This is a genomic window from Bacillus sp. KH172YL63 (genome assembly GCF_011398925.1).
Taxonomy (GTDB): Bacteria; Bacillota; Bacilli; order Bacillales; family Bacillaceae_B; genus Rossellomorea.
Genome location: NZ_AP022842.1, coordinates 2,387,000 through 2,409,850, shown reverse-complemented (window position 1 = coordinate 2,409,850; position 22,851 = coordinate 2,387,000). Strand labels below are relative to the sequence as shown.

Annotated in this window: 24 protein-coding genes; 14 read left to right on the top strand and 10 right to left on the bottom strand. The window is 43.2% G+C overall.

Translation table 11 applies throughout. The annotated features are described in order from the left end of the window. The first annotated feature begins 244 nt into the window (after positions 1 to 244). Together KH172YL63_RS12225 and KH172YL63_RS12220 are read left to right on the top strand one after the other, a co-directional pair. Entirely contained in the window at positions 245 to 1,114 is an 870-nt protein-coding gene (locus tag KH172YL63_RS12225; RefSeq protein WP_232066010.1) for a gamma-glutamylcyclotransferase family protein, read from the top strand. Positions 1,115 to 1,208: 94 nt separating this feature from the next. Beyond that, entirely contained in the window at positions 1,209 to 1,826 is a 618-nt protein-coding gene (locus KH172YL63_RS12220) for a DedA family protein (RefSeq protein ID WP_173106362.1), read from the top strand. A 29-nt stretch (positions 1,827 to 1,855) separates the two neighbouring features. Here KH172YL63_RS12220 and KH172YL63_RS12215 read toward each other — a convergent pair whose 3' ends face one another. After that, positions 1,856 to 2,194: a hypothetical protein gene (locus tag KH172YL63_RS12215; RefSeq protein WP_173106361.1), complete on the bottom strand. Its 339-nt coding sequence runs from the start codon at positions 2,192 to 2,194 to the stop codon at positions 1,856 to 1,858. 467 nt (positions 2,195 to 2,661) lie between these two features. Beyond that, entirely contained in the window at positions 2,662 to 2,868 is a 207-nt protein-coding gene (locus KH172YL63_RS12210) for a zinc ribbon domain-containing protein (protein WP_173106360.1), read from the bottom strand. Positions 2,869 to 3,023: 155 nt separating this feature from the next. On the opposite strand from KH172YL63_RS12210, the gene KH172YL63_RS12205 reads away from it, so the two are divergent. From KH172YL63_RS12205 to KH172YL63_RS12180, 6 genes are all read left to right on the top strand, one after another. Beyond that, positions 3,024 to 3,227 carry a DUF6501 family protein gene (locus tag KH172YL63_RS12205; RefSeq protein WP_173106359.1) on the top strand — a complete coding sequence of 68 codons (204 nt, stop codon included), beginning with the start codon at positions 3,024 to 3,026 and terminating at the stop codon, positions 3,225 to 3,227. 80 nt (positions 3,228 to 3,307) lie between these two features. After that, on the top strand, positions 3,308 to 4,213 hold the full coding sequence (locus KH172YL63_RS12200; protein ID WP_173106358.1) for a GNAT family N-acetyltransferase: 906 nt from the start codon (positions 3,308 to 3,310) through the stop codon (positions 4,211 to 4,213). A 118-nt stretch (positions 4,214 to 4,331) separates the two neighbouring features. Then, complete coding sequence (locus KH172YL63_RS12195) at positions 4,332 to 5,213, top strand: ATP-binding protein (RefSeq protein ID WP_173106357.1); 882 nt, start codon at positions 4,332 to 4,334, stop codon at positions 5,211 to 5,213. A gap of 10 nt (positions 5,214 to 5,223) precedes the next feature. Continuing rightward, entirely contained in the window at positions 5,224 to 7,143 is a 1,920-nt protein-coding gene (locus KH172YL63_RS12190; RefSeq protein WP_173106356.1) for a vWA domain-containing protein, read from the top strand. 221 nt (positions 7,144 to 7,364) lie between these two features. Continuing rightward, complete coding sequence (locus tag KH172YL63_RS12185; protein WP_173106355.1) at positions 7,365 to 7,502, top strand: hypothetical protein; 138 nt, start codon at positions 7,365 to 7,367, stop codon at positions 7,500 to 7,502. 160 nt (positions 7,503 to 7,662) lie between these two features. Further along, on the top strand, positions 7,663 to 9,237 hold the full coding sequence (locus KH172YL63_RS12180; RefSeq protein WP_173106354.1) for a cation:proton antiporter: 1,575 nt from the start codon (positions 7,663 to 7,665) through the stop codon (positions 9,235 to 9,237). A gap of 130 nt (positions 9,238 to 9,367) precedes the next feature. Here KH172YL63_RS12180 and KH172YL63_RS12175 read toward each other — a convergent pair whose 3' ends face one another. After that, complete coding sequence (locus KH172YL63_RS12175; RefSeq protein WP_173106353.1) at positions 9,368 to 10,507, bottom strand: toxic anion resistance protein; 1,140 nt, start codon at positions 10,505 to 10,507, stop codon at positions 9,368 to 9,370. Between the two features lie 17 nt (positions 10,508 to 10,524). Next, the gene (locus KH172YL63_RS12170; protein ID WP_173106352.1) at positions 10,525 to 11,154 is read right to left on the bottom strand and encodes a 5-bromo-4-chloroindolyl phosphate hydrolysis family protein; all 630 of its coding nucleotides are present in this window, start codon (positions 11,152 to 11,154) and stop codon (positions 10,525 to 10,527) included. Positions 11,155 to 11,632: 478 nt separating this feature from the next. On the opposite strand from KH172YL63_RS12170, the gene KH172YL63_RS12165 reads away from it, so the two are divergent. After that, positions 11,633 to 12,811, top strand: a complete 1,179-nt coding sequence (locus tag KH172YL63_RS12165) for a D-alanyl-D-alanine carboxypeptidase family protein (RefSeq protein ID WP_173106351.1) — start codon at positions 11,633 to 11,635, stop codon at positions 12,809 to 12,811. Between the two features lie 80 nt (positions 12,812 to 12,891). On the opposite strand, the gene yidC is transcribed toward KH172YL63_RS12165, so the two are convergent. From yidC to KH172YL63_RS12150, 3 genes are all read right to left on the bottom strand, one after another. Next, positions 12,892 to 13,653, bottom strand: coding sequence for a membrane protein insertase YidC (yidC, locus tag KH172YL63_RS12160; protein WP_442858729.1), 762 nt, complete (start codon positions 13,651 to 13,653; stop codon positions 12,892 to 12,894). Between the two features lie 32 nt (positions 13,654 to 13,685). Beyond that, a complete protein-coding gene (locus KH172YL63_RS12155; RefSeq protein WP_173106350.1) occupies positions 13,686 to 13,967 on the bottom strand; it encodes a hypothetical protein in 282 nt (93 codons plus the stop codon). 195 nt (positions 13,968 to 14,162) lie between these two features. Next, the gene (locus tag KH172YL63_RS12150) at positions 14,163 to 14,618 is read right to left on the bottom strand and encodes a cupredoxin domain-containing protein (RefSeq protein WP_173106349.1); all 456 of its coding nucleotides are present in this window, start codon (positions 14,616 to 14,618) and stop codon (positions 14,163 to 14,165) included. A gap of 255 nt (positions 14,619 to 14,873) precedes the next feature. Here KH172YL63_RS12150 and KH172YL63_RS12145 point away from each other — a divergent pair, with 255 nt between their 5' ends. Next, positions 14,874 to 15,224 carry a DUF1033 family protein gene (locus KH172YL63_RS12145; protein ID WP_173106348.1) on the top strand — a complete coding sequence of 117 codons (351 nt, stop codon included), beginning with the start codon at positions 14,874 to 14,876 and terminating at the stop codon, positions 15,222 to 15,224. Positions 15,225 to 15,392: 168 nt separating this feature from the next. Here KH172YL63_RS12145 and KH172YL63_RS12140 read toward each other — a convergent pair whose 3' ends face one another. The 3 genes from KH172YL63_RS12140 to KH172YL63_RS12130 are packed head-to-tail and all read right to left on the bottom strand — an operon-like array spanning position 15,393 to position 19,197. Beyond that, the gene (locus tag KH172YL63_RS12140) at positions 15,393 to 16,532 is read right to left on the bottom strand and encodes a Ger(x)C family spore germination protein (protein ID WP_173106347.1); all 1,140 of its coding nucleotides are present in this window, start codon (positions 16,530 to 16,532) and stop codon (positions 15,393 to 15,395) included. Further along, positions 16,529 to 17,638: a GerAB/ArcD/ProY family transporter gene (locus KH172YL63_RS12135; protein ID WP_173106346.1), complete on the bottom strand. Its 1,110-nt coding sequence runs from the start codon at positions 17,636 to 17,638 to the stop codon at positions 16,529 to 16,531. The genes KH172YL63_RS12140 and KH172YL63_RS12135 overlap by 4 nt, the downstream gene beginning before the upstream one ends. Positions 17,639 to 17,649: 11 nt before the next feature. Next, positions 17,650 to 19,197: a spore germination protein gene (locus KH172YL63_RS12130; protein WP_173106345.1), complete on the bottom strand. Its 1,548-nt coding sequence runs from the start codon at positions 19,195 to 19,197 to the stop codon at positions 17,650 to 17,652. 110 nt (positions 19,198 to 19,307) lie between these two features. Between KH172YL63_RS12130 and KH172YL63_RS12125 the strand changes: the two genes are divergently transcribed. The 4 genes from KH172YL63_RS12125 (at position 19,308) to recQ (ending at position 22,794) form a co-directional block, all read left to right on the top strand. Continuing rightward, the gene (locus tag KH172YL63_RS12125; RefSeq protein WP_173106344.1) at positions 19,308 to 19,439 is read left to right on the top strand and encodes a YuzL family protein; all 132 of its coding nucleotides are present in this window, start codon (positions 19,308 to 19,310) and stop codon (positions 19,437 to 19,439) included. A gap of 216 nt (positions 19,440 to 19,655) precedes the next feature. Further along, positions 19,656 to 19,871 carry a cold-inducible protein YdjO-related protein gene (locus KH172YL63_RS12120; protein ID WP_173106343.1) on the top strand — a complete coding sequence of 72 codons (216 nt, stop codon included), beginning with the start codon at positions 19,656 to 19,658 and terminating at the stop codon, positions 19,869 to 19,871. A gap of 499 nt (positions 19,872 to 20,370) precedes the next feature. After that, positions 20,371 to 20,502 (top strand): hypothetical protein, encoded by a 132-nt coding sequence (locus KH172YL63_RS21735; protein WP_269475147.1) that lies wholly within the window; start codon positions 20,371 to 20,373, stop codon positions 20,500 to 20,502. Between the two features lie 165 nt (positions 20,503 to 20,667). Next, positions 20,668 to 22,794, top strand: coding sequence for a DNA helicase RecQ (gene recQ / locus KH172YL63_RS12115; RefSeq protein ID WP_173106342.1), 2,127 nt, complete (start codon positions 20,668 to 20,670; stop codon positions 22,792 to 22,794). The last annotated feature ends 57 nt before the right edge of the window (positions 22,795 to 22,851 follow it).

Below are 22,851 nucleotides of genomic sequence, written 5' to 3'. Positions count from 1 at the left end.
AAACCGAATGATATTCGACGTCCTTTTATGAGGGTCGAATTCATTCGGTTTTTTGTTTTACAAGTCTTGAATGATCAGGAAGATTGCATGAAGGGAAATGAGCTTCACTGCTGACTAATGAGAGGACGAGCGGAAATCGGGACAAATGACTGAAATTTCAGAGAGGTTTTGATAAAATAGAAGAATGCAAGATTGATATAAATACAAGTTATCAACATATAAAGGTATGAGAAGGGGTCATTTTGTGTATGTATTTGTGTATGGAACGTTAAGAAGGAACGAAAAGAACCATCATTTACTAAAGGAAGCTGAACCCGTTAAAGAGCAGGCGTGGACAGAAGGCATACTCTTTGATTCAGGGAAGGGCTATCCCGTATTGAAAGAAGGAAAAGGAACCATTTACGGGGAAATTTATCGGATTACCCCGGACATTCTTCCCTCTTTAGACGAACTTGAAGGATATCTCGAAGGAAGGGAAGAAAATTTATATATCCGCAAGACAAAGCAGATCTCAACCGATGAAGGGCTGATCGAAGCTTTTGTATATGAAACGGGAAGCGAGGCACTTTGTCAGACAGAAATTCCTTCAGGAGACTGGAAGGTCCATCAATATCTACAGAGGATGCCTGAGAGGACGCTGTATTTTGCCTATGGATCCTGCATGGACGATGACCGTTTCAAATTGGCCCGTGTAGATCATCTTTTCACGAACTGCCTTGGTGCAGGTGAGTTGGAAGGTTACTCGATGAAATACCTTTTCAAAGTCCATGATGGCGGAAGGGGGGACATCATAGAAGATGGAGGAAAAATGGAAGGGGTGGTCTATGACGTCCCTCAGCAGGCAGTAGAATACTTGTTTACGAGGGAAGGGGTTACACCTGGCTGGTACAGACCTGCTTTTGTTGATATTACCATTGGTCATAAAGTTTACAGGGACGTTTTGACTTTTATTGTGAAGCACAAGGTAGAAGAGGTCTGCCCACCTGAACACTATGCAAGGGAAATACTAAGGGGGAGCATGCCACATGTCAGCCAAGCCTATCATCAAAAGCTACAGCAGCAATTGATCGACATCGGCATGACCGAAACACAGGTGAGAGACCTGCTTTCTTGATAGAAAGAGATCAGTTGTTTTCAAGTTAAGAGGGAAGGGTATTTACAGAGACTATAAGGGGAGTAATCGTTTCTGTTGAGAAATGGGGTGTAGCATGGATCTTTTACTGGGACTGGTTGATCAATTCGGCTATGCAGCCATGTTTCTGTTCAGCTGGATGGTATTCTTCGGTTTACCGGTGCCGAATGAATTAGCGGCGGCGCTGGCAGGTTATCTGTCGGAATGGAGACATTTTGATACGTATACTTCTTTTTTCTTCCTCTACAGCGGTTTAATGAGCTACGGGATCTTCGCGTTCGTAAATGGCCGTTTTTTCGGTACTAAGCTCGTCTCCCGGTTTATGAAAGGGAAAAAGTCAACAAGCCTCATTGGAAGTGGTGAAGCATGGATTAACAGATATGGAGCCGTTGCGATATCTTTCAGTTATTTCATTCCCGGCGTCCGGTTATTCATCCCTTATATCGCAGGGGCTTCCAAGGCCATATCTCTTTGGAAATACCTTCTCTATGCATTACCTTCGGCGTTCATTTGGGCTCTTATTTATTTTCAAATAGGACGTTTTTTCCCTGGAAGCTTTCACAGGATGTTATCTGATTTCAACCTGAAGGCAGCCGCACTCAGTGCCGTTTTCCTTCTCAGTACAGCCATTGTACTCACTGTAAGGAAGAAGCGGTTTGTGCCATGGTGGAAAAAGGTAAGAGCAAGAAAATAGACTGCCGGAAGCTGTGTGCCAACGACAGTCTATTTCTCTTGTTCATCCACGATGATGGTGAAATATTTACCAAACATCCCCATCGCTTTCACGGTTGTTCGGGTACCGTGTTCATCTTCGTAAATTTTTCCGATTGTGTTGAAAAGCAGATAACCATTTTTAATATTAGAACCGGTCTCAATCATCGTTGTATAGGAGTGACCTTCATCAACCTTCGTGCAGGTGATGGAGTCATGGCACTCTATATGGTATTTATCCAGGAGCCAGGAATAAAACTCGGCTTCACTCGGACGGTGTGAACACATGTAAATAATCAGTAGGGCTGTGAGGAACATGCCCAATCTGTGTAAATATTTAGCTGTTTCCATTTCATTTCCACCCCTTAACCTCCTATAATATACCATATATACAGGGTGGTGTGACAAAATAATTGAAAAAAAGACAATTTTCTCCCAATCTTCACAAATTGTTAATCCTAGGCTGTGTTCGTACACATTGTGGCTTTTAGACAAGCGAGATGCGGTTGATTTCCGCTGCAGATGCTCGCTTTCCGCGGGGATGGCGGTGAGCCTCCTCGGACTTCGTCCTGCGGGGTCTCACCTGTCCATCAGTTCCCGCAGGAGTCGAGCATCTTCCGCTCCAATCAACCATCGAAGATAACTACCAAAAATACATTGGATTAACTACTTATTCATCTTCTGAATAGTAGTGATCAACGTCAATCAAGTATATTGCACTCGATTCATTGCTATGGCATTTTTTATTCTCTGTCTCAAATTACCGAAGATGCTCACATTAACGTCTAATAATAGGAACAACCTATGCGAAAAGAGCCTTATCCCAAGAACAGATCCAGAATGTTTGAAGCGGTTGAGCTCTGTTTATTGTATAGCTCACAATAGCCGCAATTTTTGCAGTAGACAACGGTAAATTGGTTGTGCTGTACATCAAACATCTTGGACAGGCCGGTACCGGATGTGGAAATATCCTTCGTGCCGGCTTCGGTTCCACCACATTTCATACACCCTTTATCATGCTTCATCCTATATACCACTCCTTTTCATCATTTCCATATATATATACGAATGAAGGGGTGGGAAAGTTTCATCTAACCATGGACATACAAATGTGGTTGAACTAATGGCGCTCGAGGAATATACTAGTAGCATAGTTCTATTCACTAAGGAGGTTGTTGAAATGATCCATCAAAATTGGACCGAAAGCAAAACTGGAAAGAAAATTAAGTGTGTACATACAGATGCAAAAAAATACACGGTGGAGAATGTCCTTACCATCGGCAAAGAATACGAAGTGAAGAATGAATCTGAAGATTATTACTTCGTGATCGATGAAAGTGGAAAGATGGGCGGCTTCTACAAAGAATACTTTGAAGAAGTATAATGCCACTGCTGATTTCTTCTCTTGAATGAAGAAATCAGCTTTTTTTATACCATTGTACAGCAAACAAATGGAGGAGAATAATGTTGGTTGGAATCAGTAAAAGAGTCATCACAATACGTGATTTGCCTGCTATGATTGAATTGTTCAATCGATATGAATCATCAGTGTTTGGAGAAATTCAGACGGGTGAAGATGAAATCCGGAACATGCTAAACGGCATTCCTGAAACAGATCGGATCGGCCTGTTTCAAAATGGGGACCTTTCAGCCGCTTCCATCCTGACTGTGAAAGATCATCGTCTTCCTGCGCTGGTCATCGCGGAACCCAATGAGAAGATGGGTCAGTATATCACGATGCTGTTAAATGAGTTGATTTCATCAGCCAAGGCGAAAAAAAAGGATGGCCAGGGGGATTTGATCATCATCCTGTCCGCAAACATTGAAGTAGAGAAGCGGTCATTTGAAACATGCGGTTTCACACCTGCCCGCTACTGGTTCCAAATGAAAAAAGAACTCGGAAGCTTACCCGATCCAACCTTGCCGGCTGTTTACCGCATTTCAAGCTTTCAACCTGCCTCTGATACGGAAAAGCTCCATGAAGCGTTTGAGGAAGTATTTTCTGACCACTTTGATTATCATCCTTCAACTCTTCAAGACTTTAAGAAGCGATTTCAAACACCGGCGTTTGATCCGAATCTATGGTACCTTTTATGGAAGGGCGATACCTTGGTCGGATTTGCCTTTTCTGCGGTTAATGAAGAAACAAAATTGGGGGAAATCACCCATATCGGAATTCGCAGAAATTGGCGAAGAAACGGGTTGGCCCATGACTTGCTCCATCAAGCCTTTCAGACTTTAAAGGATTACGGGATGACAACTGCAGCCCTCGCAGTGGACAGCAGCAGTCCGACAGAAGCGACGATTGTGTATCAAAAAGCCGGTATGTACGTGTACCGGGGATATACCAGGTATGATTTGAACGTGTAGAAGGCACCCGAACAGGGTGTCTTTTTCATTAATATAGAGAAATGGAACAGACCCTTTGCAGTGTAAGCCCTATTACATGTAGAATGACTAGTATGTGAAATGGAAAGGATGTCAAATGATGAATGTGGAAAATCAATTACCGAAATCGGTAACGGCTATAATAAATGAAAGAAAGCAGCAATTTTCCGGGAGCACGTACGCTTCCATGATCGGAGAAGGAGGTTATACGGCGAGTGAAGATCATATCATCGAAGACAGTATCATCTCCTTGTCGATCGGAAAAAATCTTCTCCTAAAAGGACCGACCGGATCTGGAAAAACCAAGCTATCCGACACATTGTCCTCAATTTTTTCTCAACCGATGCACAGCATCAACTGTTCTGTCGACCTTGATGCAGAAGCATTATTGGGGTATAAAACGATCAGTGAAAAAGAAGGGAAAAGTACGATTGAATTCATTGAAGGACCAGTCATACAAGCAATGAAGAAAGGTCATCTGTTATATATCGATGAAATCAATATGGCGAAGCCTGAAACACTGCCGATTCTAAACGGGGTATTGGATTATCGCAGAAGCATCACCAACCCGTTTACCGGGGAAGTCATCAAGGCTGCTCCGACATTTGGTGTGGTGGCGGCCATCAATGAAGGCTATGTCGGGACCGTCCCGCTCAATGAAGCATTGAAGAACCGATTTGTCGTGATTGACGTCCCTTATATTGAAGGGGAAACGTTAAAGACAGTCATTGAAAATCAAAGCCAGCTTTCCGACTCCAAGCTGATTAGACAGTTTGTGGCTTTGTCGTCTGATTTACTTGTCCAAGTGAAAAATGGACAGATATCAGAAGAAGCCGCTTCGATTCGGGCGCTCCTTGATGCATGTGATCTGGCTGTCTATCTCCCGGCAACGCGTGCGATTCAACGAGGGATCGTGGATAAACTTGAAGATGAACGTGAAAAAGCAGCCATCCTAAATATTGCAGAAACCTTATTTGAATGAGGGATTAACCATGCATCGTTTTATTCAATTCAATGATGAAACCGTCGACTCATTTTTAGTGATGGAAATGGCCGATTTGACGAAAACCCTGACAAAGAACGGGGATATGGAGTTGAAGTACGGACCTTTCTCCTACCTGGATTTCAAAGGGGAAGCAGTCTATGTGAGTCATTTTTGGGATCACAGAAGGAAAGAAGAAGAGGTCCACGGTCTAAAAAGTGATATTTATTTAAGAACCATAGGGAATTACCATGAAACGGAGACCGAGGCTGTGCTCGATTATATCGATCGAGTGAAACGGACCTCTGTTCCGAAATTTGCAAAGCAGCTTTTTGTTATCGGTGAAGAAACCCGATTGGAAGAAATCTGTAAATCGAAGCGTCCTGGCACAAAGAAACCGTTTGACACCCGGAGGAAATTATACCGGCAACACTTTGAAGCCCAGCTTAAGGTGAATTTGACCAAGAGTGTGTTTACAGATGCCCTCTTCAATTCAATTTTTCTATTGCTTCATGCACAATCTCCACTGGAGGAGCCGGTAAACATAAACGAAGAAATTGATTTGGCGATGCCGTTCATCCATCGACAGATCACCCGGTTTTTCGAGACCCGGTCGACCCAGGATGTGGTAGGGGTTTGTCTGGAAATCGTGGAAGTAGTGGATGAGATCGTCCGAAGAGACATGCTCAATGAGTATTTCCATTTACCTGAAGATGTTTATGAAGAAGAAGAGCCCCTTGGTGATACGTTTGAAGACCTGAAAAGGAAAGACCCTCTTGCAAATCAGGATGTTCTTGAGAAAGAGAGTACTGGTGAAGAAGAAGTGTTTGATGAAGAATTCCGCACCTGGCACAGGGAATCAGAGGAAAAAGGGGAATCCTTCCTTCAATTTGATCTCGATCAGGGATCTCAATCTGACCTCATGGGAGAAGGAGTCCGTGAAGGCGATGACGGAGATCAGGCATTGGCAATGGTTCAAGGCGCTGCCAAGGAATCAGACCGTGAGCAGTATCAAAATGTCAAAGCCCAGGAACAGGAAAAGGATGAACCTGCAGGTGGGGAAGGGCAGTATGGAAAAGACAATCGATTTGCGGTCGCTCATTTCCTTACCCCTTCCATTCCCACTGCAAATGAAAAGAATATGTACACCCAATATAAAGGGATGATTGCACCTTATCAGAAAAAGCTGCAGAAGATGATTGAAAAGACGTTGGAACATAAAAGGATCCAACCGAGAACGGATCTGCATGTTGGGAGGCTGAATAAAAAGCTTCTGAGATTCCTTACTGACGACAATCCGCGTCTGTTCTATAAAAAGCAAAATCCTTCTTCTGAAATTGACGCAGTTTTCTCCCTGTTGGTGGATTGCTCTGGATCCATGTTTGATAAAATGGATCAAACAAAGCTTGGGATCACCCTGTTTCATGAATCATTAAAATCCGTCCGTGTCCCACACGAAGTAGTAGGGTTTTGGGAGGATACGAACCGGGCGACGAAAACAAGTCAGCCAAATTATCTCAACCCTGTCCTGGATTTCTACTCATCCTTGAAGCCGAACAGCGGGTCAGAAATTATGCAACTTCAGCCTGAGGAAGACAACCGTGACGGATTTGCAATCCGTTTAATGACGGAAAGGATACTGAGACGGAATGAAAAACAAAAGTTCCTGCTCGTCTTCTCAGACGGAGAGCCTGCAGCGATGGAATACGAACAAAATGGAATCGTCGATACCCACGAAGCAGTCCTCGACGCTAGAAAACAAGGGATCGAAGTGATCAACGTCTTTCTGGCAAACGGAGAAATCGACGAAGGTCAACGAAAGACGATTCAAAACATTTATGGAAACTACAGCATTCTGGTATCGGATGTAGAAGAACTTCCCGAAGTGCTGTTTCCACTACTGAGAAAATTGCTGTATAAAAGCATCTGATTTTTCGTGTTAGCAACATGTAAATCCGGATCTTCAATCGACATTGTGAATTAGTGTCGGTTGAATTCGGATTTTTTTAATGGAAAAGAATGACACTCATCCATCCAAAAGCCGGAAAACCATTCATCCCCAAGATTGAGCAGAAATCATCCATACTCCCGATCCGGCAGGAAAGCAGTTCTTATATACTGAGGTTAGCCAAATAAAAGGGGATGGGGACGATGACAAATCAATCTGATTTACACGTCGGGATCATCGAATATCATACGTTGAATCGGTGCATCAATCAAGAAGGGTGGAGAGGGAGGCCATATAAGAAAAAATACTGGTGGACTACCTGGTATGTACATCTCAAATGATGATAAGGTTTGTAAGCAGAGGTAAAAATTGTATAATGAAGTAGAATGACTTTTGAATAATAAAAGTCATTTTTTTCTGTTTCTTCGAGCCCTTGTAGGGGAAGGTTAGTAAGTAAACAGAAATGATTGAAACCAGCACATAAGGGAGGAATTGACAGGCATGCATGAGTTGGATATGCACCATATTTTTGAACTGGGTCTATTTTTAGTGATGATCGCAGCCGGGATCACAGCGGTCGCCAAGAAATTCAAACAGCCGTACCCGATTGCCCTCGTCATTGTAGGTGCACTGATTGGATTATTTAATATCCCTGTATTGGGGCCATTAAAGGATTTCATTACTGAAGGGGAAGTGTTTAATTTTGTCATCATCACATTATTCCTTCCTGCACTATTAGGCGAAGCTGCATTAAAGCTCCCTTACTCGCACCTGCGGGAGAATAAGGAGCCTATCCTTGCCCTTGCCTTTGGCGGGACACTGATCTCGTTTTTGATCATAGGATTTTCTGCTTATTATTTCTTTGACTTTTCCATTCCGGCCGCCTTCGTATTTGGTGCGCTTATGAGTGCGACGGACCCTGTCAGTGTCTTGAGCATATTCAAGAGTGTCGGGGTCAAGAAACGCCTCGCCGTTGTCATTGAAGGAGAAAGCTTATTCAATGACGGTCTTGCAGTTGTATTATTTAATATTTCAGCATTTTACCTTGTCTCATACATAGATGCCGGTTGGGCTGGATTGGGGAGCGGCATTTGGGAGTTCATCCGGGTTGTTTCGTTAGGGGTGATCATTGGTGGATCACTGGGTTACGGCTTTTCAATACTAACGAAGTACTTCGATGATTATCCGCTTGAGATCATCTTCAGCGTCATCCTGTTTTACGGGTCTTTCCTGCTTGCCGAAAGTGTTCATGCTTCAGGGGTCATTGCGGTTGTCATCGCGGCCTTGATCTTTGGGAATTTTGGCGGCAAGATCGGCATGAGTCCAACAACGAAGCTGAATATCAATAGCTTTTGGGATGTTGCTGCCCTACTTGCCAATTCACTGGTATTCTTGATGGTCGGTCTAGAAATAACGAGAATCGATCTTATTGAGAAGTGGCCGTATATTTTTGCGGCGATCCTTCTTGTTGTGGTGGCAAGAAGTATAGCCGTCTACACAAGCTTGTCTTTGATCGGGAATTTCCCACATCTTTGGAAGCATATCCTCAACTGGGGCGGATTGAAAGGGTCCCTGTCGATTGCCCTTGTACTCAGTTTACCAAGGGATTTCCCCGGGCGGGAAGATGTGTTGGTGCTTGCATTCAGCGTAGTGTTATTCAGCCTTGTTGTACAAGGATTGACAATCAAGCCGTTGATCAATGTATTGGGTGTCAAGCCGAAGGAAGAGGGGCATGAAGAATTTGAGAAGCTGTTAAGTCAGCTTCACAGGTATGAAACTGCGATTTCTGAAATACACCGGGTAAAGCAGAAGCTTTATATTACCGATCCCGTGTCCAACGATCTTATTGATACGTACAAGAAAAGAATTGATATGCTGAAAGCCCAATTGGATGATTTATTTGAACGCAATCCTGAGCTAAAAGCAGATCAAATTTCTACATTGAGGAAGCACGCTCTGTATGCAGAATACGAAGCCATCACTAAATTGGAGAAAGAAGAAATCATCTCCAGTTCCATAGCAGAAAAGGAGTACGATGCCATTACAAACAGCATCGTCCATAATGAAGGAAAATAAGGATTTGCAAACTGAAGGCAGATGAAATCCTTAAGGCAGAGAAAAATCCGAACGAGTCAGATTTCTTCACTCGTTCGGATTTTTCTTTTTTTTGCGGAAGCTCCCTTGAACGAGCCTCTTTATAACCTATTTATTTTCTGATTTCAATCAGCTTTTGTTTTAAATCCTGTTCCATTGTGACCATTTCCTGTTCGGCCTGTTGACGTTTCTGGCGGCCTTCTGCCTGTATCGCCAATGTTTCTTCGATTGTCGTAATAAGGTTTTCCTGGGTCTTCTTCAATGTATCAATGTCGATGATGCCACGTTCGTTTTCTTTTGCGGTTTCTATGCTGTTCGTTTTGAGCATTTCCGAGTTTTTCAGAAGCAGCTCATTTGTTGTACGGGATACCTGTTTCTGCGCCGCTACAGCCTTCTGTTGATTGAGAAGGGTGAGGGCAATCGCTATTTGGTTCTTCCATAAAGGAATGGCAGTCAGGACAGAGGCTTGGATTTTTTCTGCCAGTGCCTGGTTCGTATTTTGAATCAAACGAATCTGTGGGGCAGATTGAATTGTCATTTGCCTGCTTAATTTCAAGTCATGGATCCGCTTATCCAGCCTGTCAAGGAACTGCATCGTGTCGTTGACTTCCTGGTAGATCAATTCATCATCGGTTTCTTCCGCCTTCTTTCGCAAAGAGGGGAGAAGCGTGTGCTGGATTTCTTCCCGCTTCAGCTCAGCTGCAGCGATGTACATATTAAGGGCCTGGAAATAGTCTTTATTCTTCTCATACAGGGTTTCAAGCAGGCGGTTGTCATCAAGAAGGGTTTTCTTTGAATGCTCTAACCTGACAGAGATCCGGTCGATTTGCGATCCGATTTTTTGATATTTTGACAATACTTCCTGCAATGAGGAAGAAACTTTGCGAAAGAGCTTTTTGAATACCCCTTTTTGTTTAGACTGAAGATCATCGGGATTCATCTGCTCAAGCTTTTTCATCAAGTCCCCCAGCACATCACCGATCGGGCCGATATCTCTTTTTTGGACATGATCAAGCATGGAATGGGAGAAGGTGGACAGCTGTGTTTGGGCAGCTGTACCGTATTTCAAGATGGCCTCATAGTCTTTATAGTCGATTTGCTCGGCTAGCTGCCTTGCTTTTTCCTGCTGTTCCTTGGGTAACCGGTCGAGGAGCAGGGGCGATTTCGTTCCTTCACTGACGGCAGGGACTTCATCACCGAACGGATTTGAAAGGAGCAGATCCAATTCTGATTGTTCATTGCGTTGTTCCATGATATTACCTCCGAAATCTATTTTAAGTCTTTTTTGTGAGAAAGATGTTGATTCGCGAAGTTCAGTTCAAATTGCAGCGTATCCATATCATTCGCCAAAACTTTATGCAGATCTTTTTCTAATGAATCTGTCAGATCATCCAACGTCGTACGGGTTTGTTGGAGAGAAAGGAACGCCTCTTTGTTTTTTCCAGGTTGTGATGCAAGAAACGTGTACTTTTCCGTGATCTCGACAACCGAATCCAAATGGTAGAAGAAAAACGACTCTGCCGAAAAAAAGCGTTTCGGTTCTTTTTTGACAAGGACATATATTCTTCTGCTCAGCCGGTTGATTTCAAGGATCTGTTTAAAAGCACCGAGTGAACGGACCTTCAATTGCTGACGTTGAAGCCGCTTCACTTTTTCTTTCGCTTCTTTTAAATTTCTATTAATATACCGGAATTCCTTTGAAGAGAGACCGTTTTTACCAAGCCACCATTTCTTCTGGACCGCTTTTACCGTGATGTAAAAGAATAAACCCGTCCCGATACTTGCAAGAAGTGTCAGCGGGAATCCCAGGTCGAAGAGGAGTAAGTAGGCGATAAAACTGCTGGTCCCCATACTGAATCCGATGACCGATCGTAACATGAATTGCAGAAATGTATTCATTTCATCTACCCCTTATGAAAGATGCTTACTATACATACGATTGATTATTCGAAAGGTTTCATACCTATACCTTCATTTTAGTGGAAACAGACGGAAAATGGAAACGATGTAAGGTAAATTGTTTGGCTGTTTTCGCATTGTTTGTTGTTATTAATAGCAAATACGGTAACTTGAGACTTCGGAATAAAAAATTGCCATAGCAATGAATCAAGCGTAATGTACTGGAATTACTTGACACTACTATTCAAAAGGTGAATAAGCAGTTAATCCAGTGAATTTTTGGTTTTTAACTTCGTTCGTTGATTGGAGCGGAAGATGCCACAATCTTTACATAGTCAGTATTTGCAGATACTCACCTGTCATTAATTGACATCATTCTTTCAATTTCTTAACAATTGTCGAAGCGTTGATTAAGGGGGGAGGATTTTTGGTAGAATGGGTTAGTAAGTCGATAATGACAAGACAGGTGTGTGGATAAATGAAAAGGATATTTTTCGTGCTGGCTTGCCTTTGGTTCACTGCAGCCAGTGCATCAGTACAAGCAAATACGATTCAAAAGCCAAAAAACCTTTACAGCGACTCGGCTATTATCATAGATTCGGATACAGGCAGCGTCCTGTATGCAAAAAATCCGTCAAAGCGGATGAATCCTGCAAGCATCACCAAAATAGCAACGGCAATTTATGCGATTGAGCATAGCGGGCTTGATGAGCAGGTGACGATCAGTGAAAAAGCAAGTAATACTGAAGGATCCACCGTTTATTTGACTGCAGGTGAGACACTTTCATTGGAACAGCTCCTTCAAGGATTGATGGTCAATTCAGGAAACGATGCTGCTGTGGCCATCGCTGAGCATACAGAAGAATCGGTTCAGCAATTTGTCGAAAAGCTCAATATCTTCCTGAAAGAAGAAGTGGGGGTCCGTGATACCCACTTTGAGAACCCCCATGGACTGTATGGTAAAAACCACTATACGACAGCTCATGATATGGGCAAAATCACGAGCTATGCTTTGAAAAATGAACAGTTCCGTTCACTTTTCGACATCGGTTCACTTGATTGGAAGACAGAAGGCTGGGATACAACCCTATATAATCACCATAAAATGGTGAAAGGGGAAATCCCGTATCCAGAAGTGACCGGAGGGAAAAATGGATTCATTGATGAATCCAGGCACACACTCGTGACTTCGGCTGAAAATGAAAAATTATCAGTTGTCGTCGTGACGATGAGTGCTCAATCAAAGCGGGCCATATATGCTGACACGACGAAACTCCTCGATTATGGGCTGAACGGATTTGTACGGAGCGTGATCCCAAAGGGGACAGTCTACGATCGGGATGGCATTCTTTATGAACTTCATGAAGATCTACCCTATACCCAGCCGGCTTCAGGGAAGATAACAGAAGAGGTAGGACCAGATGGGATGCTGACTCTGTTGGGGGAAGACCATCAAAAAATGTTGACGACAACCCTCATCCCGGAAAAAATGTCACCGGCAGACCATAAGGAAGCAGTGGCTTCCAGTCACCATTCGGGTGTATTATTCGGGAGTGACGTGGAGCAGCAAATCCTCTATTATCCGTTCATGATCTATATGATGTTATTAGGGATAGCAGGACTGACACGATTCCGAAAGAAAGCAATAGACAAGTAAAAGCTCTGAACATAGTGTCTGATGGAACATAATGAAAAACCGAACGCATTCATGGGTGAATGGGTTCGGTTTTTTTATTGTTATTGACTTTCCTGCCTGCCAATCGAAGGTTTTTCCTGATAAAGCGTCTTGCCGATCAATGTTTGAACGATAAGGAACGCTCCTCCCGCTGCCCAATAAAGAGGAAGTGCAGCCGGTGCGTTCAGTGAAAAGATAAAGATCATCACCGGCGATAATAAGCCCATGATCTTCATCTGTGCCTGTTGTTCAGCAGGCATATTCATCAAGGTTACCCGGGACTGGAGTAAGTACACAAGCCCTGCAATGATTGCCATGATGTGATCCGGTTGCCCAAGGTTGAACCACAGGAAGGAATGACTCGCAATTTCTGATGATGACCGTATCGCATAATACAATCCAATCAATATAGGCGTTTGAATCAGTAATGGTAAACACCCCATATTCAGTGGGTTCACGCCATGCTTTTGGTAGAGCATCATCAGTTCCTGCTGCAGCTTTTTTTGTTCTTCTTTATCTTTTGTTTCTTTCATTTTATTCTGGATGGCAGTCATTTCAGGTTTGACCAGAGCCATTTTTCCTTTCATATCCTGCTGATTTTTATACGTTTTCAGCATAAAGGGGAGCAGGATGAGGCGGATGAGCAATGTGATGACGATGATGGCCACTCCGAAGTTACCTCCAAGGAATGTGCCGATTTCATGAATCAGGAATGAAAATGGTTGCACGAGATAGTCATGAAAGAATGCGCCGTCCGTGGTGGCGCTTTGACAGCCCGTCATGGTCATTAAAATGAATGCGAATATGAATGATATTTTTTTCAATGTTTTTCCTCCTCAGTATCTATACTTTCTGGTTAGATAAGAATAGAGGAGGCTTCTTCATCATTATCATGATGATAGAATTGACATTTCATGCACGTTGTAAACCAAACCCTCACAGGAGGCAGGTCGTGATTGGTGACATGCTTAACGAGTAAGGATGTTCCTTCGATTTTTTCATCATGAGGATGTGCAAAGATCTGAAACCCGGCTGGGAGCTGATTCCATATCAATGCCATAAAAAACAGAAGGACCATGCTGATGTACATCGGACTTAGATAAAGATCCAATAGATCTTGTAGTAAGATGAAAGACAATGGAAATGACTCCTTATATGGTTCGTGTAGTAATATGGAGATTGTAAATCATGGTATGACCCTTCAAGTATACTGCTAAACACCTGGAGAATCCATGGTAATACTTTATACGATTTTGTGAACAAAAGGTTTCATTGCATGCTGAAAAAATTTAAAGGTCCCCGATAATATTACAATAACGGGGACCTGCATGATTCAGTCAACAACAATATAAGCAATCATAGGACCATTTTGTTCGATGGTTTCGTGCCTTTCGCATATGAGCCGATAAGTTCCTTCTTCAGGAAAAATCACCGTGACAACAGTCTCTTTTCCTTTTTTGATGATGCCTTTTACATCGGTTCCTTCGATGTAAAACGGATGCTCGGTCCCGTTCACACCATGGATCCTAAGTTCAACCTCAATTCCCTTTTCCACGACGATCGTCCCGGGATCCCAACGGTAGACTTCGATTTTTTCTCCCGTCGGGGATGTGGATGAGTATTCCCCGGTCACAAACTCGAAAACCTGCTTTTTGGCAGGTTTCTCAGACAAAGAGACAGTAGGATAAGTGTTCTTCGAAGAATGTGACCACAGCGTTCCGACCGTAATGATCAACACTGCAACGAGTATGGCAATGATGGAGCCTTTTTTGAGTACAATAAAATTCATGAATTTTCCCTCCCGGAATGTCGGTCAGTATATCGGGATGTTGATCAAGCGAAAAGAAGGGCAAGGCTCTCCTATACAAGGGAAATCCAGCACCTCTCGCTTGTGATGCAACGATGTATAGAAAAATAGTCTTTTCTTCAGCCTATGCTTGTACAGGGCCGATCTTGTCAATCATTTATAGGTGAAGGGTTAAAATATTTTTCTTTCCACTGATTTTTTTGTACAATTTGGTCAGGAAGATAGGAGGGTGAAGCATTGAAACAGACTTGGACAGTACTGACTACAAAGAGTGATGCGGAGCCATGGTGGTTTTTTGAAGGTTGGGAGCGTGACATCGTTTCTGAGCGGAAATTCGAAAGCAGGCAGGCAGCACTCGATGCATTTTTGGAAGAAATGAAGGCACTCAAGAGACAATATCCGGAATCCAAGCGCAAACGTGAAAATACCATTGCATTTTGGAATCCTGAGGAAATATCTTTTTGTGAAGCTTGTGACGATGACCTTCAGCTCTATCACGGATTGGTCATCTTTGAAGGAAACAAGCCGATGGACATCCATGAGGAAGACATCATTCTTGAAGTGAATAGAACCGTTGGCCAAGTATGAGGGAAAATAGCTGGCTCCAGTTAAAAAAATCCGAACGAATTGGGAAATTTTCAAGGAAAACCCCATTCGTTCGGATTTTATTATACATAACCGTTTTTTAAAAGAATACTAACTGATCATGGAGAGACGCAGCTTTGGAATCAATAGTAATGCTCGGCGCTCATATGATTAATCAATCACACCGGTACGGATGATTTCATTCTTCACAGATACATGGAAGACCGCCTCACTGTATCTCTTATCCCATTCTTTCCTCGTCATATGCTGGTTTCCCCTGAGGCTTTTTAATTCCAATCCGAAACCGATCGGATCCGTCCCTTCCTCTTGCAGCATGAGGACGATGTCTTTGATATTTTTCTCAATGTACGCACTTACCTCTTGTTCAAGCAGGTGCAAAACATCAGGTTTAGAAAGGCTCATTTCCTCTGATAACTCCAGTACCCTGGATTTCATATCTAGCTGAATATTGAATTCTGGCTTTTCCTTATCGGTCACTTTGATATTGTGTGAAGAATGGATGCTGTCGATCATCATAAACACTTTATCATTTTCTTGCCCGAGGTGAAGACTTGCCAAGTATGGCTTGAACTTTTCGATTGGCAATTCCACCTCTACGCTTCCTGATTTATAATCTTCTATTAATGATCGTATATAGAAAGTTTTTTCTTTAGGTATCTCTTTTATGAATCGATCCCTGGAAAAGAGTGCGAACCCGTCTACTCCGACTTTGCCGTCGGCTGCTTTTAGTAAGGGTAGGATCGGATCCTTCCCGACACTGCCGTAATCAGTGATGAACTCTTGTAAAGTAGGAGACACAAGCATTTCAGACTCAACATTTTGTCTCACTAGATTGTATAGATATGTTCCTTTGTTAGAAGGGGTTTCCTCCATTTGATAGGAGAGGATTTCTTCTGCTGTGTTTTCGGCAATTCCCAGGTACACCATATTCCCGATTGCTGAATCCCTTTCTAGCGTATCCACTAAATGTGCGATGCCTTTCTTGGCCAATTCTTTACCGTATACAGCGATCCTGAGTTGACCCGACACAAGCTTATGGTCGGTTTCTAAATTTTGTGAAAGACGAATCCCTTTGCTTGTCTTGGATTCACTTGTGAGGATTTTCTCCACATCTTCCATGGCAGGGTTAAACTGATACAGGACGATCGTTCCCTTGATTCTTTCACCGTCAGCCTGATCATAGCCAACCGCTGTGATGAGTCCAAGTTTTTCAAGATACTTGGTTTCGACACAGCTACTTAAAAAGAAAACAGAAAGGCAGAGCAAGAAGCATGAGAGCTTTTTCTTCATATGTCCGCTCCTTTCCTATTGACCAATCTTTTTATTTTCACAAGAAGGAATAAAAAGCAGGGATAGATGAAAGAGAGGATGAAGCTCGTTGTTCCGATCTTATCCGTAATCATATTCATCGTCATCCGGTCCTTGACCAAAATAGAACATATCCACAGTATCCCGGCGAATAAAAAGATGGCTTTCTTCTGTGACAGCTTAAATACCCTCTTCATACCCCGTGTGGATGCCCAGAAAAATAAGCAGATATTCGGCAAAATCACCAGCATCCAATATGATACAGCGATGAATTCGAAGCGTTCAAGGTTTGGGATTCGTAGAATCTTGAACATTGACAATACAGGCCAAATTGTCTTGGTCAATGCATCTTCCGAAAAGAACCCGATGCAAACTACGGTCACGACGGTGTAGAGAAACGTGGTGTAAGCTGTCCCGAACAGGGCATATTTCAATGCTTGTTTCTTTTCTTTTATATAAGGATAAGTAAACAGCAGCATTTCAAATCCGATGATTGTAAAGCTTGTTTTGTAAACCCCCATCATGAGTTCCTTCGGCGAAGACGTCAAAACCGGCTGAAGATGATTAAAATCCATATATTTTATGGGGGTGTAGATCATGAATAATAACCAGAAAGCCAGAATGAGACCAAGAAATGCGATTCCGACCACTACCCTGATCCCTCCGAGTACGGCGTATACAAGTAAAAAGAGCAATAGTCCCATCAAGAGCCAATTGGGCATTTTGGGAAATATCCATGCCTGTACCATCTCAATGTAGTTCATAAGGATCACATAGGTGATGCTGAGATAATAGAGGATATAGAGAAGATTGAAGGCTTTGCTCAACCATTTTCCATATACATCCATGTGGATGCCGTATAAATCAGCACTGGGGTATGTTTCAAGCATCTTCACCATAATGAAAAGGACGAAGGCCACAAGGAAGCCGGAAAGAAAGACAGAGATCCAGGCATCCCGGTTCGTCTCGAGGAAAATGACACGTGGGAGTCCTGCGATCCCCACGCCTGTCTGGGCGGTGTGAATGATGAACATGATTAAAAAAGCATTGAACATTAACCGGTCATGGGGATTCACATTTACATTCATACACTCACCCTTCATTCATCAACGTCTTTCTTCATATGTGCCTTCTTAACCGGGATCCGACCCTGATCGATCGGCCGGTTCGATACCGGACGCTTATCTAAAAATTGATAGGGAAGGCGAAAAATGCTGTATTTCAAATCAGAGAACCTGAATGGATAAATAGGGGACAAATATGGCCTCCCCAACGTCGTGATCTTCAATAGATGAATCAACAAGAAACAAAAACAGAACATGATCCCGACACCTCCGTATAAACCCGCCATCACAATGATCGGAAAGCGGAGGATGCGGACAGCGGTACCGATCGCATAACTCGGCGCTGTAAACGAGCCCAGGGCAGAAATGGCAATGATGATAATCAGGATATTGCTCGTGAAGCCGGCTTGCACAGATGCTTGTCCGATGACAATCCCGCCGACAATTCCCATCGTCTGACCTACCTTTGTAGGCAGTCTCGCCCCAGCTTCCCTTAACAGTTCAATGATGAATTCCAATAACAGTGCCTCGAACACGGGAGGGAATGGCACATTGGATCTGGATTGACCGAGGGATACGAGCAGGGCGGATGGAATCACTTCGTAATGGTACGTTAACACTGCCACGTATGCAGGTGTCAGCAATATCGAGAAAAAGATGGCAACGAAGCGGATCATCCTCAAGAAAGTGCCCATATTCCATCTCATATATATATCTTCGGTTGATTCGAAGAAATTCATCAAAGTCGACGGCCCGATGATCGCTGTCGGGCTTCTGTCAACCAGTAATACGATCTTCCCGTGGAGGAGGGAAATGGTGCAGCGGTCTGGAAGTTCAGTTGTGATGAATTGAGGGAAAATCGTGTAGGAGTCATCCTCAATCATTTGTGCAAGCACAGTCGAGTCTATGATACTGTCCACTTCTATATCGGTGATTCTTTGACGGAATGTATTGACGTTGTCTTCTTCTGCAATATCTTTTATGTAAATCAGCTGTACCTTCTTTTTTGTCCTGGTCCCGATCATGAATGTTTCTACGCATAGTTTAGGATCGTTGACGTTGGAACGAATCAGGTTTAAATTTTTTGCAATGGATTCAGTGAAGGAAATTTTTGGTCCGAAGACGAGTGATTCTGTTTCAGCCTTTTCCAGGGCCCGTGTACCTTTATCGGCAATATCAGCAAGTATGCCATGGGTATCGCCTTGTTTGAAAATATAAACGGTCCCGTTCACTAAATTATCCACCACATCAGTGATGGAATTGGTCTCGGTCAGCTTTGCAATATTTATTGTATTTTTGATCCCACGATAATCAATTTCACCGGTGAATTCTTCAAGGGGCCGTACGATGCTGTCCTGCATGAATGAAGCATTGACCAGATCTTCGAAATAGGCAATCGCCACTTCCTGCCCGTCAAGCGTAATGGTGCGTAAAACCAAGTCCTCACTGTTGCTGACGAGAAAAAGAAGTTCTTCATGGAACTCTTGTATGTCGAAGCTGTGTGGAAGACCCTCGTCGATTTCCTTTTGCACTTTTCTTCGTTTAAACAATGTATTCAACACCCTGGATGTCAATTTAGTCATTAGAGTTCCCACAAACCAATGGCTATATCCACATTCAGCACAAGAATAGAAGGGGACTTGGTACATAAATAAGTATAAATTTGGGAAAAGTATGGGTGGAGGTGATATCGATGGGTAAAAAGAAGAAAGATCCGTCTAAAGCAGGACTTGGTTCTCCGGAAGTGGAAGCACAAGGAACGACTAACGAGGAGCTTCAAGGTGGCGTGAAAGCTTCATCATCAAGAAAACAAACAAGAAATTAACAAAATCGGGAACGGTACATAAATGCCAATACTTTGGTGTTCGTATATTAAAATGGATAAAAGTATGGTATAATGGAAATAATCGAAGCAAAACATCCGATTTATTTATCGAACGATGATATCCACATATGATCTGCAGCATACATTACCACAACATTATTTTCCTGTTAGAAAGCTTAGCAAGAAAATCCTACTTACCTTAAAGGAGGACGTTCAATGGCTTTTGGTCGTAGAAATCAAGTTGAGGAAGAAATCAAAACAGAAGAAACAAAAATCTGGGCCTGTTCATCGGAAGGATGTAAAGGCTGGATGCGGGACAATTTCAAAAGTGAAGACACACCTAAATGCCCGCTCTGTAAAGAAGATATGGTCACATCCACTAAAGTACTGCAAGTGGTAGACAATCCGCACCCAACGATGAAATCATCTTAATCGATTGTAAGAACCGGTCAGCTGACCGGTTCTTTTTTGGTTCTATAAAAGAATCTTTTTGTAAGGCTCTTTTCGCATAGATTGTTGCTATTATTAGACGTTAATGTGAGCATCTTCGGTGATTTCATACTGTGGAATAAAAAATGCCATAGCAATAAATCAAAGGCAATGCACTTGAATTAGGATTATCACTATTTTTTAGATGATAAATAAGCATTTAACCCAGTGAATTTATGGTTTTTATCCTCGATGGTTGATTGGAGCGGAAGATGCTCGACTCCTGCGGGAACTGATGGACAGGTGAGACCCGCAGGCGAAGCCGAGGAGGCTCACCGCCATCCCCGCGGAAAGCGAGCATCTGTAGCGGAAATCAACCGCACCTCGATTGTCTAAAAGCCACAATGTTTACGAAAACAGCCTTACGCTTTTAAAAATTGTTTAAACTCTTTTTTGAAAATTGAATAGTATGTAGGGAATGAGGCATGAAGGAGGGAGCGCTATGTCCAATAAAAAAGAGAAAGAGCCAAAAAACACCACCGCCGATCAAAAGGATACCGTATGGGATAGCTTCTGGAAGCTGTCAAAACCCGTTGAAGTGAATAAAGAAGAAAAAACGGTTAAATGGTTTTAATGAAGTGGCTGTACATGATGAAATTCTCATGTACGGCCTTTTTCGTTAAGACGCAAATCACCGTGCAGGGAAGGCACTCTCTAAGGAAATTCAGCCAAGTGTATTGGCACGTGCCTTTTTGTGAAATACAATAAAGGGAGACAATATACAGATGGAGGGAAGCTTGTGATTAAAGAAGCGCAAATGGTTTTAAAGCAATACTTCGGTTACGACACATTCAGGGAAGGGCAAGAAGACATAATAGAATATATACTCCAGGGACATAACACGGTCGGGATCATGCCTACAGGCGGCGGTAAGTCGATTTGTTACCAGGTGCCTGCCCTTATGCTAGATGGTGTGACGCTCGTTATATCGCCACTCATCTCCCTGATGAAGGATCAAGTGGATTCGCTCGTGCACCAGGGAATACCTGCTACCTATATCAACAGTACACTGACCAACAGTGAAGCAGACAAGAGGATGGAAGAGATCGCATCAGGGGATTACAAGCTCGTATATATCGCCCCGGAACGCTTAGAGTCATATGGATTTATCCGTTTTCTCAATACACTGCCGATTCCCCTTGTAGCAGTCGATGAAGCCCACTGTTTATCCCAATGGGGACATGATTTCCGGCCGAGTTATCTCGGAATATCCAAAGCAGTGAATCAACTGCAATCAAATCCTACCATTCTTGCTCTGACAGCAACCGCTACTCCGGAAGTACAGGCAGATATCCTTCATCATTTACATATTCCTGATCAATATAAAGTATTAACCGGTTTCCAGCGGACGAACCTTTTCTTTCAGGTGGTAAAAGGCGAAGACCGCAAGCGCTGGGTGGACAGCTATGTAAAGAAGAATGCAATGCATTCAGGCATTATCTATTGTGCCACCCGGAAGGAAGTGGAGAATCTTCATGCATATCTTGAAAAAAAGGGGTATGCTGTCGGAAAATACCACGGTGGATTGAATGATGTCATTCGCCAAGAGGAGCAGGAAGCTTTCCTGAATGATTCGGTCACCATCATGATTGCGACAAATGCATTTGGGATGGGAATCAATAAGTCGAACGTCCGGTACGTCATCCATTATCAAATACCTAAGAATATGGAAGGGTATTATCAAGAGGCAGGGAGGGCAGGTCGTGACGGGGTGGACAGTGAATGTATCCTGTTGTTTTCCCCTCAGGATATCCAGACGCAACGTTATATCATTGACCAGAATATCGTAAATCCCGACCTCCACCAAAACGAAATGCAGAAGCTCCGGGATATGATCGACTTTGTCCATACGGAAGCCTGTTTGCAAAACTATATTTTGACCTATTTCGGTGAACAGGTGGACGAGCCGTGCGGCCATTGCAGCAATTGTCTCGATGACCGTGAGTCAGAGGATGTCACACGGGAAGCGCAGATGGTCCTTTCCTGCATGATGCGGATGAACGAACGGTTCGGGACTTCTCTCATCAGCGGTGTCCTTACCGGATCGAAAGGGAAGAAAATACGTGACTTTGGATTTGACCGACTCTCCACCTACGGACTGATGAAGGATCAATCCCAAAAAGAAGTTGGATTGTTCATCGACTACTTGATCTCTGAAGGAGTCATTCACGTGGAAGGGGGGAGCTATCCGATCCTTAAGGTTTCTTCGAAAGGTAAAGAGGTGTTGACCGGCGAGCGTGGGGTCATGAGGAAAGTGCAGCCTGCCGTATCTGGTATCATCCATAAAGAAGATGGATTGTTCGAGGCATTGCGGAACCTCCGGAAAACAATCGCCGACTCAGAAGGTGTACCGCCATTTGTCATTTTCTCAGACAAATCCCTTCAGGACATGTGTGTAAAGAAACCAAACACGCCTGAAGAATTCCTTGGAGTCAGCGGAGTGGGTGAAAGCAAGATGGAGCGGTATGGACACATTTTCATAGAGGAGATTGCAGCTTTCCTTAAAGAAAACCCAGAACACCATACAGAAATTGTAAAAAGCTCACCACGAAAGGCACAGAGCTCAGACACACCTTCATACCTGATCAGCTTTGCATTGTTCAAAGACCATAAAGGAATTAAGGATATTGCGAAGGAGCGGGGGATGAGCACGGCAACGATTGAGAATCACATTATCCGTGTGTATCAGGAAGGAATGATGGACGACTGGGGCATTCTCTTTACACCGGAGGAGGAAATCTTAATCGGTGAAGCCGTTTCGAAGGTCGGCCCCTCCCCTTTAAAACCGATTAAAGAAGAATTACCGAAAGAAATAAGCTATTTTCAAATAAAAGGATATTTAGTGAAAAACGGCTTGAGTGATTGAACCCTGAATATAACAAAGTCTCTTTTCGCATTGATTGTTGCTATTATTAAACGTTAA

Excerpts from the sequence above, each read along its gene's own strand:
- KH172YL63_RS12220 (WP_173106362.1), top strand. The coding sequence starts at position 1,209 with ATGGATCTTTTACTGGGACTGGTTGATCAATTCGGCTATGCAGCCATG.
- KH172YL63_RS12215 (WP_173106361.1), bottom strand. The coding sequence starts at position 2,194 with ATGGAAACAGCTAAATATTTACACAGATTGGGCATGTTCCTCACAGCC.
- KH172YL63_RS12210 (WP_173106360.1), bottom strand. The coding sequence starts at position 2,868 with ATGAAGCATGATAAAGGGTGTATGAAATGTGGTGGAACCGAAGCCGGC.
- KH172YL63_RS12205 (WP_173106359.1), top strand. The coding sequence starts at position 3,024 with ATGATCCATCAAAATTGGACCGAAAGCAAAACTGGAAAGAAAATTAAG.
- KH172YL63_RS12200 (WP_173106358.1), top strand. The coding sequence starts at position 3,308 with ATGTTGGTTGGAATCAGTAAAAGAGTCATCACAATACGTGATTTGCCT.
- KH172YL63_RS12195 (WP_173106357.1), top strand. The coding sequence starts at position 4,332 with ATGAATGTGGAAAATCAATTACCGAAATCGGTAACGGCTATAATAAAT.
- KH172YL63_RS12190 (WP_173106356.1), top strand. The coding sequence starts at position 5,224 with ATGCATCGTTTTATTCAATTCAATGATGAAACCGTCGACTCATTTTTA.
- KH172YL63_RS12185 (WP_173106355.1), top strand. The coding sequence starts at position 7,365 with ATGACAAATCAATCTGATTTACACGTCGGGATCATCGAATATCATACG.
- KH172YL63_RS12180 (WP_173106354.1), top strand. The coding sequence starts at position 7,663 with ATGCATGAGTTGGATATGCACCATATTTTTGAACTGGGTCTATTTTTA.
- KH172YL63_RS12175 (WP_173106353.1), bottom strand. The coding sequence starts at position 10,507 with ATGGAACAACGCAATGAACAATCAGAATTGGATCTGCTCCTTTCAAAT.
- KH172YL63_RS12170 (WP_173106352.1), bottom strand. The coding sequence starts at position 11,154 with ATGAATACATTTCTGCAATTCATGTTACGATCGGTCATCGGATTCAGT.
- KH172YL63_RS12165 (WP_173106351.1), top strand. The coding sequence starts at position 11,633 with ATGAAAAGGATATTTTTCGTGCTGGCTTGCCTTTGGTTCACTGCAGCC.
- KH172YL63_RS12150 (WP_173106349.1), bottom strand. The coding sequence starts at position 14,618 with ATGAATTTTATTGTACTCAAAAAAGGCTCCATCATTGCCATACTCGTT.
- KH172YL63_RS12140 (WP_173106347.1), bottom strand. The coding sequence starts at position 16,532 with ATGAAGAAAAAGCTCTCATGCTTCTTGCTCTGCCTTTCTGTTTTCTTT.
- KH172YL63_RS12135 (WP_173106346.1), bottom strand. The coding sequence starts at position 17,638 with ATGAATGTAAATGTGAATCCCCATGACCGGTTAATGTTCAATGCTTTT.
- KH172YL63_RS12130 (WP_173106345.1), bottom strand. The coding sequence starts at position 19,197 with ATGACTAAATTGACATCCAGGGTGTTGAATACATTGTTTAAACGAAGA.
- KH172YL63_RS12125 (WP_173106344.1), top strand. The coding sequence starts at position 19,308 with ATGGGTAAAAAGAAGAAAGATCCGTCTAAAGCAGGACTTGGTTCTCCG.
- KH172YL63_RS12120 (WP_173106343.1), top strand. The coding sequence starts at position 19,656 with ATGGCTTTTGGTCGTAGAAATCAAGTTGAGGAAGAAATCAAAACAGAA.
- KH172YL63_RS21735 (WP_269475147.1), top strand. The coding sequence starts at position 20,371 with ATGTCCAATAAAAAAGAGAAAGAGCCAAAAAACACCACCGCCGATCAA.